We start from the raw sequence: 16259 nt of genomic DNA on the forward strand, positions 1-16259 counted from the left end.
GCCGCCGGCATTCCGGTGATCACCATGGGCAACAAGGTCGAGGCAGGCTCGAACTATTCGACGCTCTATCCGGACTACGACAACATGTCGATGGTTGCCCGCGCGCTCGGCAAGTCGCTTGGCGGCAAGGGCGAAGTCGCCCTGCTCGTCGGTTCGCGTGGCAACTTCGTGTCCGACACGCGCGAAAAAGGCTTTGTCGAAACCCTGAAAAAGGAGTTTCCGGACATCAAGGTCGTCGGCATCGAGCCGACCGGCTGGGACGCAGCCAAGGCAACGAATGCCGCCCAGACATGGCTCACCACCTATCCGGACCTGAAGGCCATCGGCTGCATCTCCGACAGCCTTTGCCTGGCAGCCGATTCCGTTGCCAGTTCGATGGGAACCCAGCTGCTCTACGGCGGCTATGACGGCGACGCCGAGATGAAGCCGCTGATCGACGACGGCAAGATGGTGATGGACGTGCTGACCGGCGCCTATCGTGTCGGCTACTGGAACATCGCCGTTGCCGCTCGCCTGGCCAACGGCGAAAAGCTGCCGCAGGATCTCTACATGCCGACCTATTTCGTGACCTCGGATGCGACGGCGGCGAAGCTCAAGGCGGATGGCCTCACCTTCGAATACATCAACACCGACAAGGAGGCGGTGGAAGCCAAGAACTATACCGAGCAACTCGGTCCCAAGGTTCCGGCGACCGCCATGACCCTGGCAAAGTAACAGCCTAAAGCGGCTCAAGCGCCGGATGACGTATCATCCGGCGTCCCCTTTTCCTGACGATCGCCGTCGCCGCTTCCGTGGTGACCGCGCATGATGCTCGATAAGAGGACCGACCCATGTTCCAGTCCTGGACCTCTCCGTTACTACGGCGCAACGAACCGGTTCTCATCGCGGTGCTGCTGGTCGCCATCGCCGTCTTCGGCTGGATCGATCCGCGCTTTCTGTCGACCGGCAACCTTGTCAGCATCGCGCAGCAGAGTGCGGTCATCGCCCTCATCTCCTTTGCCATGACGGCCGTGATCATCGCGCGCGGCATCGATATTTCCGTCGGCAGCAACCTCGCCTGTTCCGGCATCGCCGCGGGTCTTGCCTATACGGCAACCGGCTCGGCGAGCCTGAGCCTTCTCGCCGCGATCGGTGGCGGTGCCGCGATAGGTCTGCTCAATGGAGCGCTGATCGGCTTTGCCGGCATCTCCCCTTTCATCGCAACGCTCGCCACCATGGCGTTCGCGCGCGGCCTGGCGCTCAGTCTCTCCGGCGCATCCAGCATCGCGGTCGCCGATCCGGTCCTGCTTTTCGCCGGACGCGAGACAATCGGCCTGCTGCCGGTCTCCGTCATCATCGCCGCCATCTGCCTGAGCCTCTGGTGGTTCGTGCTCAATCGAACGGTATACGGGCGTTGGATCTATGCGATCGGCGGCAATGCGGGGGCGGCGCGGGCCTCTCTGGTTCCCGTCGACCTCGTGCGCATCTCCGTCTACCTGATTGCCGGTGCGACAGCCGGGCTCGGCGCGATCCTCACCATCGGCCGCCTTGGTTCGGCACAGCCGCTTGCCGGCACCGGCCTTGAATTTACAGCCATCACAGCCGCGATCATCGGCGGCACGAAACTCTCCGGCGGCCAGGGCTCGATCTGGGGAACGGCGATCGGGGCGCTGCTGCTGGGCGTCATCAACACCGGCCTGTCGTTCCTGCAGGTGCCGCAGATCCTGATCTATTTCGTCACCGCGAGCCTCATTCTGGTGGCCGTTCTCACCAGCCAGCCGGAGAGTGTCGCCGCCTTGTTCAAGACCGGTGGCCGCAAGTCCACCCCGTCGCCCCGCAACACCGCCGCAACATCGGTCGGCAAACACAGCATCGCCTTGCGCGGGCTTGGCAAGTCTTTTCCGGGCGTCAAGGCACTCGACGGTGTCAGCTTTGCCGTCTCGGCCGGCGAGGTGGTGGGACTTGCCGGCGAGAACGGGGCCGGGAAATCGACGCTGGTGAAGTGCATTTCCGGTCTACATCGCCCGGACGAGGGTGAGATCGTCATCGACGGCAACGCCGTCCAGTTCCACTCCCCCAGCGCCGCCAAGGGCATCAGCGTCATCCATCAGCATTTCAGCCTTTCGCCGGACCTGACCGTGGCGGAGAATCTCTTCATCGGCCGCGAACCGCACACCCGCCTGGGATTTCTCGACCGGGCCCGGATGCGGCGCGATGCGAAAGCCATCATGGACGAGCTGTCGCTCGATATCGACATTGGCGCGGAACTGCGAACGCTTTCCGTCGGGCACCGGCAGATGGTGGAAATCGCCCGTGCCGTTCTGTCCGATGCCTGGTTCTTCATCATGGACGAGCCGACCAGCGCGCTCTCCAACCGCGAGCGCGACCAGCTCTATGACCTGATCGACAGGCTGAGAGCTCGCGGCGCCGGCATCCTCTACATCTCGCACAAGATGGAAGAGATCTTCAGCCAGTGCGACCGCGTCGTCGTTCTGCGTGACGGGCGCTTCATCGGCGAGCGCCAGACCAGCCAGACCAGCGAGGCCGAGATCGTCTCCATGATGGTCGGGCGCGATGTCGGCGACATCTTCCCCTATCTCAAAGCGCAAGTCGGCGAGACCGCGATCGAGATCAGCAACATCTCCGATGGCAAGCTCTTGAAGTCTGCGACGCTCAGCGTGTGCAGGGGCGAAATCGTCGCGCTCGCCGGCCTGATGGGCAGCGGCCGCTCCGAAGTGCTCAGGCTGATTGCCGGCCTCGATCCCATGCATGGCGGCACCCTCAGAATTTTCGGCGGGCAGCAGACCAGCGGCGACACCAAGACCGCCAATCGCGCCGGCATCGTCTACATACCGGAAGACCGGCATCTGGAAGGCTTTGTCGGCACGATGTCGATCAGGGATAACCTGTCCCTCGCCTGGATTCGCGACAACAGTCACTTCGGCCTGCTGAGACCTCGCCACATCCTGGCTCTCGCGCGCGATCTCATCGGCTCACTCGGCGTGCGGCCGGCCCAGCCCGACAAGATGGCCATCGAACTCTCGGGCGGCAATCAGCAGAAGGTCGTCATCGGCAAATGGCTTGCCACCAAGCCGAAGATCATCCTGCTCGACGAGCCGACACGCGGCGTCGACGTCGGCGCAAAGTCCGAACTCCATCACCTGATCGCAAGATTGAAGGCCGAGGGCGCGGCGATCCTCATGGTGTCGAGCGAGTTGCCCGAGGTCCTCGGCGTTGCCGACCGCATCGTCGTCATGCGCGAAGGCCACTCTGTCGGCACGCTGGCGCGTGGGGCGACGGAAGAAGATGTGATGACGCTGGCCTTCGGTGATCGCACGATCACACCACCAGCCTGCGCACCCCGGCCAGCATCCAACCTTGCACCATGCCTGTAAGGAGGACCCTTTGAGCAAATTGAAGATCGCCATCGTCGGTGCCGGCTACATGGGTCTCCTGCATGCGCAGGTGGTTGCCGAGAGCCCTGTCGCGGAACTATCGGCATTCGTTGATCCGAACGCTGCCTCGGGAAGCAAGGCCGCGTCCGATTTCGGCGTCCGGCATTTCACCGATGCCGCCGCCGCGCTGACTGCCAATGCCGCCGACGCCTACATAGTGGCGGCACCCGATACGCTGCATGAAGACGTCTGCCGCACTCTGCTCGATGCCGGCAAGCCGGTGCTGCTCGAAAAACCGATGGCTCATGATCTTTCCGCTGCCAAGGCGATTGCGAAAGCGGCGGAGAGAAACGGCGCGCGTCTGTTGGTCGGCCACATCCTGCGGTTCGACCCGCGCTATTGCGAAGCCGCGGCAGCGGTGAAATCCGGGCGGATCGGCGAGCCGATCCACGGCAGCAGCGGCCGTTTCACCAATCGCGAAGTCGGTCTTCGCATGAACGGAAACTCGAGCGTCTGCTTCTACCTCGGCGTGCACGACGTGGATGCGCTGCAATGGATCTCAGGTTCAGACATCATCGCCGTCTACTCCCGATCGGTCGCCAAGCTCATGCCTTCGCTCGGAGTTCGCTCCGAAGACGCGATCTTCTCCACCGTCGAGCTGTCGAACGGAATGAGCGGACAGCTCTACTTCGGCTGGACGCTGCCACCGACCGTTCCGACCGGCATCTGGGCGCGCACCGAAATCATCGGCACCGAAGGCATGATCGACCTCGACGTGCGCGACCACGGTCTACGTATCCTATCGCATGGACAGTGGTCGCAGCCCGACGCCTTGCACTGGCCGACCGTCAATGGCCGCATCACCGGGGATCTCTTCGAGGAGGTCCACCATTTCATTTCCGCGGTTCGCGACGAAACCCCTTTCGTGATGCCGCTCGACGACGCCCTGCGCGCCGTCGCCGTCAATGATGCAATCCTGCGCAGCGTCAAATCAGGCCTGCGCGAACCGGTCGAAGATTGGCACATCCGATGAGAGAACCCTCATGACCCGCCAACAGAACATTTGGTGCAGGCGCTTTCTCGACCTCTCGCCGTTGATCCTGCTGGTCATCCTGCTGGCGATCTTCGCGCTCATCGACGCCCGCATCGTTTCAACCGCCAGCCTCATCAACATCGTCGCCCAGGCGACCCCGATCGCCATACTGGCGCTTGGCGCCCTGATCGTTCTGCTGACGGCAGGCATCGACCTGTCCGCCGGCGTCGGCGTCGCCTTCTGTGCCGTCTTCATCGCCAGCCTGATCGACGGCGGCGCCAGCCTGCCGCTTGCCTTGCTCGTCGGCTTTGCCGTGATGGTGGTGATCGGCCTCGCGAACGGCGCCGTTATCGCACTGTTGAAGATACCGCCCTTCGTGACGACATTGGCCACAATGGTCGCGCTGCAGGGCGCAACGCTTGCCGTTGCCTCCAAAGGCGTCCTGATGCTGAAGGATCCGACGCTTCGCGCGGTCGGCATCGAACGCAGCTTCGGCATTCCCAATGTCATTTTCGCAACGCTGCTGATCGTCGCCGTAGCAGCAATCCTGATGCGGCACAGCCGTTTCGGGCTGCGTACCTATGCGCTCGGATCGGATGCCGGAGCCGCGGAACTTGCCGGCATCCCGGTGACGAAACACACGATCCTCGTCTATTGCGCCTCCAGTATCTTCGTCTTCCTGACAGCCGTGATCATGATCAGCCGGGTGCCGGTCGTGACGCCCAACATCGGCGGGACCTCGCTGCTTCTGGACGCGATCGCCGCGGCCGTACTTGGCGGCACCAGTATTTTCGGCGGCAGGGGAACGGTGTGGGGCGCGGTCGTCGGCGCGCTGATCGTCAGCCTGCTGACGACAGCGCTTCGGGTGTTCGGCACGGACCCGTCCAGCCTCGAACTCTACAAGGGAGCAATCATCATGGTCGCTCTCCTGGCCGATTCCGGCATGACCTACGCCAAGGCCCGGCTTGTCGAGGCAGCACGATGAACGAGCCAGCTCCGGCCTTGCCGATCCCGCCTGGATCCAGCTTTGCGCTGATGACCTCCCCGGATACGGAAAGACACGCGACAGCCGGCGTGCATAAACCCGTCGTCATTCTACCGCTCGGCGCTGTCGAGCAACATGGCCCGCATCTGCCGCTCGGCGTCGATTGCTGGCTTGCGGAAGCGGTTGCGCTCGCCGCGGCGGAAGGACAGGCCTCCATCCGTGTCGCCGAACCTTTCGCCTATGGCTCGTCCGAGCATCATCGCTCTTTCTCCGGCACCATGAGCCTCAGCCCGCAGATCTTCATCGCCGTTCTCGTCGATCTCTGCACCTGCCTTGCCGAAGACGGCTTCCTGCCGGTCATGCTGAACGGCCATGGCGGAAACCGCGCCGCCATCCAGGTGGCGATCACCACCCTTGGCAAGCGTGGCATCGTCACCGCGGGTTTCTCGTATTTCGATCTCATCGCCGACGTGGCGGCGCAGGCCCTGCCCGATGCCGCCACAGGCACCGGTCACGCTTGCGCGCTTGAAACGTCGTTGATGATGCATGTGCTTGGCGACAGCGTTCGCCGCGATCTCATCCCGCCAGGCGGCACTCCGCCATCCTGGCCGGATCCTCACCTTTACGCCGCGCCGGCCGTCACCGTCTGGCGCCGTTTCGAAGCCATCCGCGACAACGGCGTCATCGGCACGCCATCGCAGGCAAGCGCGGAGGCCGGCAGCAGACTTTTCATCGCAGCCGTGGAACGCAGCCGCGCCGCCATTTTGAACATCCAATCCGAATTCGGCCAAAGGAACGCATGATGACAGTCCATTTCAAATCTTCTCTCGAAGGCCCCAACCTGCGTGGCATGGCGATCGTCTCGGAGCCGGAAGCAGCCGCCCGCATCGGCATCAACCGCATCGGCGGCGAGTGGATTGCCGGCAGCTCGGGCAAATTCCTGAAAATCGATAGTCCTTCGACGGGCGAGCATCTCGGCTATCTCTCCCTTTCCACCCGCGCCGATGTCGGTCGCGCGGTGAAAGCCGCCGAAGGCGCACGCGGGACCATGCGCAAGATGGGAACCTTCGCACGCGCTCAATTGTGCATACGCATCGCCGACGCGATCGACAGGCGCGCCGAAGAGCTTGCCCACCTGCTCTGCCTGGAACAGGGTAAGCCCTTCCACAGCGAGGCAAAGGCCGAAGCATCGGCGGCAGCTCTCGGTTTCCGCAATGCGGCAGAGCAGATGAAGTGGCTGGAGACGGCGGCGTTTCCCCTGGCCGATGCCAACAAGCGCGCCTTCAGCTTCCTGCAGCCGAAGGGCATCTTTGCCATCATCACGCCATGGAATTTCCCGCTCGCCCTGCCCTGCCTCTACTATCTCGGACCGGCCGTCGCAACGGGCAACACCGTTGTCTGGGTGCCGGCGCCGACGACATCGCTGATTGCCACGGCACTTGTCGAATGCTTCATCGAGGCGGGCTTGCCGGACGGCGCCATCAATCTCGTTCTGGGAGATGGTGCGGAGGTGGGCGACGAGGCCGTCGTTCATCCGGGCACCCATGCCATCGGCTTCACCGGCAGTTCCGCCACCGGCGCGACGATCGCCCGGCGTGGCGCGGGCAAGCCGCTTCTGCTCGAAATGGGCGGCAACGGCCCGACCATCGTGCTAGCCGATGCCGATATCGACATGGCCGCCGCCCAGGTGGGGGCCGGCTGCTTTGCCAATGCCGGGCAGATCTGCACGGCCACCGAACGCGTGCTGGTGCATAAATCCATCCATGACCGGTTTATCGAAGGTCTGGTGAAAGCGGCCGCGAAGGTGAAAATGGGCGACCCTTTCGATCCCGCGACGACGATGGGGCCGATCAACAATGCGGTCGCCGTCGACAAGGTGCTCAGCCACATTGCGGACGCCCGCGCTCGTGGCGCCGAGATCGTCACCGGCGGCAATGTGGCGTCGGGTTTTGCCACCAATCTCTATTTCGAGCCGTCGATCGTCACAGGACTGACCCGGGAAAGCCTGCTCAACGTCGAGGAATCCTTCGGGCCGATTGCACCCGTGCTGACCTTCGAGACCGACGAGGAGGCGATGGAACTTGCGGCGTCCAGCCCCTACGGCCTGTCGGCCGCGGTCTTCACCAGCACCATCAAGAACGCCTTTGCCTTTGCTGAAAGCCTGAGGGTCGGTATCGTCAACGTCAACGAGATGAGCTGCTATTGGGAGCCGCATATTCCTGCCGGCGGCGCCGCCGGGACGCAGAGCGGCCTCGGCCGCACCGGGGGTCGGCACACGCTGATGGAAATGTGCGACCTGAAGACGATTACCGTGGACGTCACTCGCTGACATTCAAGGCCCGCGCCTTTTGCGCGGGCCTCCCGTGCGACCGTATGCCGTTCGGCAGCGAGCTGTCAGATGGACCGGCGCAGGCTGTCGGCCATTTTCTCGCCAATCATGATCGAGGTCAGATTGGTGTTTGCCTGGCAATCGAGCGGCATGATCGACGCATCGATAACCCGCAGCCCTTCAAAACCGTAGACCCGGCATTCCGGATCGACCACGGCCTCACCGGGCCTACCCATGCAACAGCCGCCGATCCCATGCTGCGCATCGGAAGACTGCGCCAGCAGGAAATTGTCGACCTCCTCGTCGCTTGCCATTTCGAGCCATGACAAAGGCAGATCGGAATCCCCCAGCAGGACGCGCTCGGCGATCGCCTGGATCGGCGCTTGCCGGGCAATCTCGCCAAGGTGGCGATAGGCGATACGCATGCGCTGAAGATCCATCGGATCGTCCAGCATGTTCTCTTCCACGATCGGCTGGTCGAAGGGATTGGCGGAACGCAACTGCACGGTGCCCCGGCTCTTGGCTTCCATCAGGATCAGATTGACCATGGCCTCGCCGAACTGGGCGCTGTCGGATTCCACGCCGATACCGCCATGGTTCATGGCGACGTAAAGAATGTCGTCGCGCTCGGCACCCGGCACGCCGGAACTCGTCCGCACACAGCAGTTGGTATGCCGCGCGTCGACATCGGTCGCCTTGAATTCCGGCTTCAGCTTCAGTTCGATGCGGCAATAAGGATGGTCGAAGAAACCTTCGCCGACCGGCAGGTCGGCAAGCACCTCGATGTCCTTTCGATTCAAGAGAGCCGCCGGACCGATGCCCGAGCGCTGCAGGATGACTGGAGAGTGGATGGCGCCGGCCGAGACGATGACCAGCGGCGCCTCGAATTTGCGAACCTGACCGGCCACGATGGCCAAAACGCCGATCGCTTTCTTGCCATCGAAAAGCACCTTGTCCACCGTCGCCTGCCCGATGATGGTGAGGTTCGGCCGGTCGCGGGCAGCTTCCAGATAGCCGTCATTGACCGACACGCGCTTGCCGGCTCGACTGTTGATGGGATAGGTGCAAGCCCCTTCGGCATCCGGAGCATTGAGATCGTCATGCCAGGGATGGCCGAGGGCCATCGCGCTTTGGCGCATGGCCTTGTCGACGCTTCCCCAGCTTTCGACAGGCGCGCGGTAGATCGGAATCGGGCCATCGCTGCCGTGAAAATTAGCCGCGATCGGGTCATCCTCCAGCCGGCGGAAGAAGGGCAGCACGTCGGCTCCCGACCAGCCCTTGCATCCGATTTCCTCCCAGCGGTCGAAGGCATGGAGCACGCCGCGAATGGCAATCTGCCCATTGACGGCCGTCGAACCGCCAAGCCCCTTGCCGCGCCAGTAGACCCGATGCTCCTGCCGCTTGGTGCGGCGAGCCATCAGGTCGGGGTACATATATTGTTGCTGAAAATGATCGGGAAGCAGCAGGTTGAAGGGATTTGGACTCGCCATCTCGGCAGGTTGCTCGCCGCTCCGGTAGTCCGGCCCCGCTTCCAGCAAAAGCACGTTCGTGGCCGCATCTTCGGTGAGCCGGGCGGCAAGGACAGCCCCGGCTGCGCCGGCTCCGACAACGATGACATCAAAGGGCATGCCGCACTCCCTACATCCGACCAATGCACGGCTCACTCGACCGCGACATCATCTTTGATTTCATTGTGCACGATCATCTGCTGGCATTCAGGCTCGGCGACGGACGCCGGAACCGACCACCTTAGCCGCCGTTGCACGACAGCAAGATCATCATGATTTGTTTTATATGTAAATATGATTTCGTATATGAACCCATCGGAAGTATCTCTTTTCACCATCTACTCCATACAGCGCGACGAACCCCGGTGCTTTCCGTCCCCCCTGCCGGCGGCTCTCACACCGTCATCGTCCATCGCCTTTTGATGTCGATCGGCCCTCGATAAAAGCGGTGTTCGACGCGCTGCCCTTCCACGTCGCCCCCAGGGAACAACTGCTTCCATGGAAAGTTAGTCCATGGCTACACCGCCGGTGAGCTTTCACGACAATCCAAGGGAGACAAATCATGGCGACTGCAAAAAGAGCGACGACCAAGGGACTGGAGGCTTTGTTCCTCGATGGGCTGAAGGACATCTACTACGCTGAAAAGAAGATACTCAAGGCCTTGCCGAAGATGGCAAAGGGCGCCGAATCCGAGGAGGTGGCTGCGGCCTTCGAAAAACATCGCATGGAAACCGAAGGCCAGGTTGATCGGCTCGAGCAAGTGTTCGAACTTATGGACAAACCGGCGCGCGGCAAAACCTGTCCGGCGATCGACGGCATTCTTGAGGAAGGGTCGGAAATTCTCGACGAATACAAGGGCGACCCAGCCCTGGATGCTGGGCTGGTCGGCGCGGCACAGGCCGTCGAACATTATGAAATCGCGCGCTACGGCACGTTGGTCGCGTGGGCTGAACAGCTTGGCAAGAGCGACGTGGTCAAGCTCCTCAACGAGACATTGAAAGAGGAGGTCGCGACGGACGAAGCGCTTTCCGGGCTGGGCGAAGGCGGTGTCAATGAGCGCGCCCTGGAGCAAGCTGCCTGACTGGGCGTCCTGACTGAAGTCGCCCCGGCAAAGTCGCCGGGGCGACTTTCGCGACCCTAACCGCAGCGTCGTCGATAGCACCTCTTTCAGATGCAATCAGACCCACCCCGATACTTCGGGGTGGGTCTGCTGAAATCACCCGCGATCAGCGGTTTTTGTGACTTTGTTCGCCAGCTTTCACGTGCTGTTCGTGGGTTCCACCACGCATGCCGGATCCATCGCCCTGCTGCCGTTGACCACCACCAGCGGCCTGCTGTTGCTGACGGTTTTTATTGTCGGCATTCTTGTGGCTCTGCTGGCCTGCCTTCACATGCTGTTCGTGGCTACCACCTTGATTGGGCATTCTTCTTCTCCTTCACAATGCACGAGGCGACAACCGCCTCGATTGCCTAAGAAGAGTCAGGCGCGAACGTTCCCTTACGTAACATTTTGTGAAGACCCTCAGACAAGCCGGGCGTTCGAAGGAGCTTGAGATGGATGCCGACCCGGAGAGCGTTGCGCCAACCTCGGGAGTAAGGTGCGTTGCACTGTCCCGCTGAATTGAAATGGGTGGTCTCGAAAGCTTGCTGGATAGCGAGATGCGCACCTTGCCACGCCGTTTATGCATTTGCGCGGAACGGTGGTGCTGTTCGCGTAGGCCGCATTGGGAGTCATCAGAGGTGCCATGAGAACGGCGATTGTCGAGATGGCGGTGAATGTTTTCGTCAAGCTGCGTAGCATGATCGAATTCCATCCTTGGATTCAGTTGAGGTTCAGGTTCGACCGCTCAGCCTTTTGCGGATGTCAGTCTGGCGTTGCGGCTGTGATGTTGGGCAACTCAGCGTAATTCAGCGTGAAATAACGATCATCGTTCCCCGGTGTCTTCGCATGATCGTCGAGAGATGATTTCCGGTCTTCGCGGCCCGTGCATCCGGATGGCTGTCAATGGAGGCTCGGCAGGCGATCCGCTTAGACAATGTCGTCGGCCAGGGCTGCAAGGCCCCGCCGACACAGAAGCTCGCCGCGGGATAAGGCTGGCCGAGGCAATTGAGAGAAGTAGATCAACCGTCACCTTGCAGGAACCGCCAATGCGATCTGCCTGTTAGCCTGGACGGACCCATTCCAGCGCAATTCACGTTGAGATCACGCGGAGCACTGCAAAGCATGCGTCATAAGGGAGGAACCCGACATGACGCTCAACATCAATAAGCCGCTGCGTGTAGCCCCAGTCGAAATTTCAGCTCGCGAAACAGCCTCATCCTTCACGGTTCGGTCTCCGCGCCTCCTTGCTTGGCGCAGCGCGTTAACGGCACGGATGTCTGGCCCTGGGGGAGCCTACAATGTCGGCAACCTCATTGGTCTTTGTCAGGGGATTACGGCGCAGATTCTCGTATCCGGCGATCTGAACCAACTCCTCTGGACAGGCGCGCCGGCCGCCATCAGCCATTATTTGACGGGCAATTTCGCTGCGATCGCAATGACCTCGGCGACGGCGATCTTCTTCGCCAGCGGCGAGATCTACCATCGCGCCTGGAACGGACGTCTCAAGCCTAGGGAAAATCTCAACCGCCTGGGTGATTTCCTGTCCGGCGTTGGTGCCGGTTGCCTTGGCCTGGCCCTGTTTGAACTTGGCCATCCGTTGCTGGCGTTGACATCGGGCCTGCTTCATTCCGTTGGAAAATTCGGCAGTGCTTGCCACCGACCCGGTGTCCGGATCCTCAACTTGTCGGAATACGGCCCCGACCCGTTTCGCGTCATGGTCCTTCTCAGCCGGCTGCCGGCCCTCATCGCCGCCGGGACAGAACTCTGTGCATCGCTGTTCAAATTCGAAGTCGAACAGCCACAGCATTGGTCTACGCCCGCCAGCCTTCTCGTTTGTTACCTGCTCTGGTCCTGGGCTGACCTGCTTCTGTTCCGATCGAGCCAACCTCGCGCAGCCCGCGATCATTCCGCCGGCTGATCAAGCTTCGCTATTCCAACCTCATTTGGAGAGACACCATGTTTGGATCATCATCCGACAATTCCGCAGAACAGATCGGCCGCTCCTATCCCTTGCAGCGACGCATCGGCACGATCTGCGTTTTCGGCGGCGCCATGCTTGGCAACGATCCCGACCACGCCCGTTGCGCCACCATCCTTGGCGAGACGATAGCCGCAGCAGGTATTCGCCTGGTCTATGGCGGTGGCTGTGATGGCCTGATGGGCCAGGTGGCTATTGCCGCAGCAGAAGGGGGTGGAACCGTGATCGCGATCACCCCGCAGTTCCTGATCGAGCGGATGAGAATGCTATTATCGGGATGCCAGACGATTTCAGTTCCCGACATGAGTATCCGCAAACAGCTCATGTTTGACTACGCGGATGCATTTGTAGCCTTGCCTGGCGGCATCGGAACCGTTGAGGAACTGACCGAGGTCATGACGCTTCGCAAGCTGGAAAGGCACTGCAAGCCGCTGGTCCTGGCGAATTTCAAAGGCTTCTGGTCACCACTTCTCGGCGTCTTCGAGAGCATGTCCGAGGCTGGCTTCATGAACTCGTCAACTCGATGCACGCAAATGGTTTCGGCAACCCCGGAGGCCATCCTTCCGCTTCTTCAGCGCAGCGTCAGTTTCGAGCAGAACGAACCGCCAACGCCCGTCCTGCTGCCCACCATCCCCGTCTTGCGCAGATCACATATATCGAGTGCTGGCCCCGGATAGATCGCGAACCAAAAGACGCGTTCTTCCGCGCAACACCAGCCACCTCGACGATGACGGGGTCCGTCGGCCCCGATCATCGCTTTCAAACCCGATCACAAACCGTTGGAGCCATTGCCCGCTGTGGTGATGCGATCAATCATGTCCAGATTCAAGGCAAATTCCTTGCTAATGCTTGCTGCGCTCATTTGGGGAGTGGGCAATGTGTCCCACAAGACCATACTGGCCCACCTCGATCCCATGGCGGTTGTTTTCCTGACCAGCGTGATCGCCGGACTGGTGACGTTGCCATTCGCGGTGCGGGAGCGCGACCCCGAAACCAACACCGGCTGGTTTCCAAGTGTGGCGAGAGTGGTTCTGCTTTTTGCTCTCGGCTGTGTGGTCCAGCAATTGTCCTATGTCAGCACGACGGTGACGAACTCGAGCCTCCTTATCAGCGCTTCCACTGTTATCACGCCGATCGCCGCATGGCTGATCATGAGGGAGCGTCCAAGTGCACTGATCCTATTCGTCGCAATTCTGACGGTCGTGGGATCGGCTCTCCTGGCGGGCGGCTTCAATGGTTCGGCAACCGCCGGCGACGCTTTCGCCGTCCTGACTGCAATCTGTTTTGCAGTATGGACGGTCGAACTCGGGCGGCATGTGCAGGCACATGGCCATCCCTTCGCGACGGCGGCCGCACAGTTCATCGGCACGGCCGTTGCCACGCTACCTTTCGCCCTGCAGGGCACAATGACATTTCAGGCAATTATGGCAGCATGGCCAGAACTCATCACGCTTGGTGTGTTCTCGACCGCTGTCGGCTTTTGCCTGCAGACTTCTGCACAGCGCTACACCACTTCGTCCCATGCGGCGGTGATTTGCAGCGGAGAGGGTGTGTTCGCCGCCATTTCCGCTGCCGCTCTGCTTGGTGAACGGCTTTCGCCCGACGGGCTTCTGGGTGCGGGCGTCATTCTGTCCTGTGTGCTGTTCACCGCCGTCTCGGCGGGCCCGAAGCTCGATCCGTCAGTGTCATGATCGCCTCGGCAATGTCGCTCTGCTCTGGGGCCGCGCCATTCAGACCACCGACGGGCAAGTCTGTTTCTACTCCCGGATTCATGCCAAGCTACTCGCCTGGCCGCATTCATCCTTCTGGAAAACGAGGTCTACTTCGATGCTCCACGGCGAAACGTCCTCCTTCGAAGCCGCCAACATACCGAACCGGTCAAACCAGAATTCAGACGACGGCCTCAACGACAAGCCGACCTTGAGAGGCATCAGGCTCTTCCCGTCCCTGGCGGACATGCCGATCGCCTTGTTTGACGCAACCGAAGACGAGAGCGCCATCGACCGCACCAAGGCGGGCTTGCTGGACATCACGGCGGAAATGGTCGGCCCGACCGATGGACTTGAAGGCAGTGATCTCAGCCCTACACCAGCCGGCTTTACCTATTTCGGTCAATTCGTGTTCCATGACATCGTCTTCAGCCAAATATTCGGATTGCCCAAGCCGACAGGCAAAACCCATCATTTGAAGAACGCGTCCTCGCAAGGCCTTGACCTTTCGGGGCTCTATGGGCGGGGGCCAATCGTCGACGCCCATCTCTACGATGTTGCGGATGGGGCGGACCTGTCGGCTTGCCGCTTTCCGATCGGCTTGCCTTGCATGAAAGGCAGTATGCTTCCGGTCGACGGTAAGACCATGCAAGGCCGTGATTTGCCGCGCATCGACTTCTCGGGCAAGTTTATCAGTGTCGAGGGTCGGCGATCGCCTTATCGGCCCTTGGTGGCGGATCCGCGAAACGACGACAATCTTGTCCTGTCGCAACTGCTCTGCACACTCATGGGCATCCACAACAGGATCGTGGATCTGCTGCTTGGCATCGGCACCGACCCAGCAGAAGCTTACAAGCGTGCCAGGATCTATCTGACCTCGGTTTACCGCACTGTGATCATCAACGACTATCTGAGAAAAGTTCTGGCTCCGGAAATATGGGACCATTTTTTCGCCAGTGACGATTTTCTTGGCGCCGGAGTCTCGGCACTTGAGACTTTCAATGCGCTGCCTTTGGAATTCACCTTCGGTGCGTCGCGCTTTGCCCACGCCATGGTCCGGCAGTTCTATGTCGTGAACGACAGGTCGGTCGAAGAACCAGCCAATCTGCGCAAAATGCTGTCCTTTTCCAGCCTGCGCCCGGGTGGGGAGATTCCAATACCCGAGAACTGGATTGTCGACTGGAACCGGTTTGCCTCAGCCGACCCCCCGTCGAAAGCTCAAAGTGCCCGGCGCATAGGACCATTCCTGTCGAAAGAACTGACGATTGCCGGCCTGAGTGCGGAATTGAACGGCACAGTCCGGCCGGTTGCCTTCATGGATTGCTGGCGCTGTTACGACCTTGGTTTGCCATCCGGGCAGGACGTGGCCGGTGCGGTGAAGACCGCCCTGGGCGACAACAGTATCGATGTGCCGGTCCTGACGGGCAATGACATGCTTCCCACGGCCGCCTGCGCCAAACGTTACGTCTACAACGCCGGCCGACTTCGGGCCGCTTTGCAACGGTACCCGGAGTTCCTGAGGCAAACACCTCTCTCCTACTATATCATCCAGGAGGCGTCCGTTCTTGGTAATGACGGCAGCCATCTTGGCCCAGTTGGCTCCTATGTGGTGGCCGCCACGATCGCATCCGCACTGTTCAAGGCTGCCGATACGGATATCACCTCTCGCAGGCTCATTCCGGACGTAGAGCCAAAAACGCTGGCAGGACTGCTCGATCTCAATGATACTGCGAAGGTATCGGATGAAGTGCTTGGCGGCCTGCTCGGCAGTCAGGGTTTTCAATAGCGCTGATAACGGCAGCGCTACAGTGCTCAATCTGGTTTAGCGGGGAAAGTGGACATGGTGAAGTTCAAAGATGTGCAGTTCGAGGCGCTTGGCGAATTCATCCGAGACCTGATCAAGGATCCGGCCAAGCAAGCGATCTTCAGAAGTGGAGATCAGGAGGCGATGAAGGACCTGCTGCGTGGGTTCATGACGCCCAGGGACAAAACCTGGGAGGAGATCACCATCCAACCATACTTCGACCAAGACCTGATCGTGAACATCGCCTTTCCCTTCACCGGCGACGTCGAGCAAACGATCGCCACCATTGCGCCGGCGGATGGACCCGGTGAGGACTATACATTTCCCGATCACTACAATCTCGACCCGAACGCCGGCCCGCCCGATCAAATAAAGAAAAACCGTTTGAGCGCATATCATAAGCGCCTCGGCGACTACGTGATGTCACGCTGCAAGTG

Annotated in this window: 14 protein-coding genes; 12 read left to right on the plus strand and 2 right to left on the minus strand. The window is 61.0% G+C overall.

Going from position 1 to position 16259, the window contains the following annotated elements; all coding sequences use genetic code 11:
* The 6 genes from EOA22_RS06870 to EOA22_RS06895 form a co-directional block, all read left to right on the plus strand.
* Positions 1–714: sugar ABC transporter substrate-binding protein (locus EOA22_RS06870; RefSeq protein ID WP_127389894.1), on the plus strand; the 714-nt coding region annotated here is incomplete at its 5' end.
* Positions 715–830: 116 nt separating this feature from the next.
* Positions 831–3374 carry an ATP-binding cassette domain-containing protein gene (locus tag EOA22_RS06875; RefSeq protein ID WP_063168708.1) on the plus strand — a complete coding sequence of 848 codons (2544 nt, stop codon included), beginning with the start codon at positions 831–833 and terminating at the stop codon, positions 3372–3374.
* A gap of 10 nt (positions 3375–3384) precedes the next feature.
* Positions 3385–4407, plus strand: a complete 1023-nt coding sequence (locus EOA22_RS06880) for a Gfo/Idh/MocA family oxidoreductase (protein WP_013530433.1) — start codon at positions 3385–3387, stop codon at positions 4405–4407.
* Between the two features lie 10 nt (positions 4408–4417).
* Positions 4418–5392, plus strand: coding sequence for an ABC transporter permease (locus EOA22_RS06885; protein WP_024503985.1), 975 nt, complete (start codon positions 4418–4420; stop codon positions 5390–5392).
* A complete protein-coding gene (locus EOA22_RS06890) occupies positions 5389–6195 on the plus strand; it encodes a creatininase family protein (protein WP_013530431.1) in 807 nt (268 codons plus the stop codon). Before EOA22_RS06885 ends, EOA22_RS06890 begins: the two co-directional genes overlap by 4 nt.
* The gene (locus tag EOA22_RS06895; protein WP_063170303.1) at positions 6195–7721 is read left to right on the plus strand and encodes an aldehyde dehydrogenase family protein; all 1527 of its coding nucleotides are present in this window, start codon (positions 6195–6197) and stop codon (positions 7719–7721) included. Before EOA22_RS06890 ends, EOA22_RS06895 begins: the two co-directional genes overlap by 1 nt.
* A 65-nt stretch (positions 7722–7786) precedes the next feature.
* Here EOA22_RS06895 and EOA22_RS06900 read toward each other — a convergent pair whose 3' ends face one another.
* Positions 7787–9349, minus strand: coding sequence for a GMC family oxidoreductase N-terminal domain-containing protein (locus tag EOA22_RS06900; protein WP_063168709.1), 1563 nt, complete (start codon positions 9347–9349; stop codon positions 7787–7789).
* A 442-nt stretch (positions 9350–9791) separates the two neighbouring features.
* Between EOA22_RS06900 and EOA22_RS06905 the strand changes: the two genes are divergently transcribed.
* Positions 9792–10310 carry a ferritin-like domain-containing protein gene (locus tag EOA22_RS06905; RefSeq protein ID WP_013530428.1) on the plus strand — a complete coding sequence of 173 codons (519 nt, stop codon included), beginning with the start codon at positions 9792–9794 and terminating at the stop codon, positions 10308–10310.
* 145 nt (positions 10311–10455) lie between these two features.
* Here EOA22_RS06905 and EOA22_RS06910 read toward each other — a convergent pair whose 3' ends face one another.
* Positions 10456–10653, minus strand: a complete 198-nt coding sequence (locus EOA22_RS06910) for a hypothetical protein (RefSeq protein ID WP_013530427.1) — start codon at positions 10651–10653, stop codon at positions 10456–10458.
* An 825-nt stretch (positions 10654–11478) separates the two neighbouring features.
* Here EOA22_RS06910 and EOA22_RS06915 point away from each other — a divergent pair.
* The 5 genes from EOA22_RS06915 to EOA22_RS06935 form a co-directional block, all read left to right on the plus strand.
* Positions 11479–12249: a hypothetical protein gene (locus EOA22_RS06915; protein WP_013530426.1), complete on the plus strand. Its 771-nt coding sequence runs from the start codon at positions 11479–11481 to the stop codon at positions 12247–12249.
* A 38-nt stretch (positions 12250–12287) separates the two neighbouring features.
* On the plus strand, positions 12288–12986 hold the full coding sequence (locus EOA22_RS06920) for a TIGR00730 family Rossman fold protein (protein ID WP_013530425.1): 699 nt from the start codon (positions 12288–12290) through the stop codon (positions 12984–12986).
* Between the two features lie 138 nt (positions 12987–13124).
* Positions 13125–14000: a DMT family transporter gene (locus tag EOA22_RS06925; RefSeq protein WP_244514330.1), complete on the plus strand. Its 876-nt coding sequence runs from the start codon at positions 13125–13127 to the stop codon at positions 13998–14000.
* A gap of 136 nt (positions 14001–14136) precedes the next feature.
* On the plus strand, positions 14137–15804 hold the full coding sequence (locus EOA22_RS06930) for a peroxidase family protein (RefSeq protein ID WP_063168713.1): 1668 nt from the start codon (positions 14137–14139) through the stop codon (positions 15802–15804).
* Between the two features lie 54 nt (positions 15805–15858).
* Positions 15859–16259: hypothetical protein (locus tag EOA22_RS06935; protein WP_013530422.1), on the plus strand; the 401-nt coding region annotated here is incomplete at its 3' end.

Origin of the sequence: Mesorhizobium sp. M7A.F.Ca.US.014.04.1.1 (genome assembly GCF_003998745.1) — a bacterium.
GTDB classification, from domain to species: Bacteria; Pseudomonadota; Alphaproteobacteria; order Rhizobiales; family Rhizobiaceae; genus Mesorhizobium; species Mesorhizobium ciceri.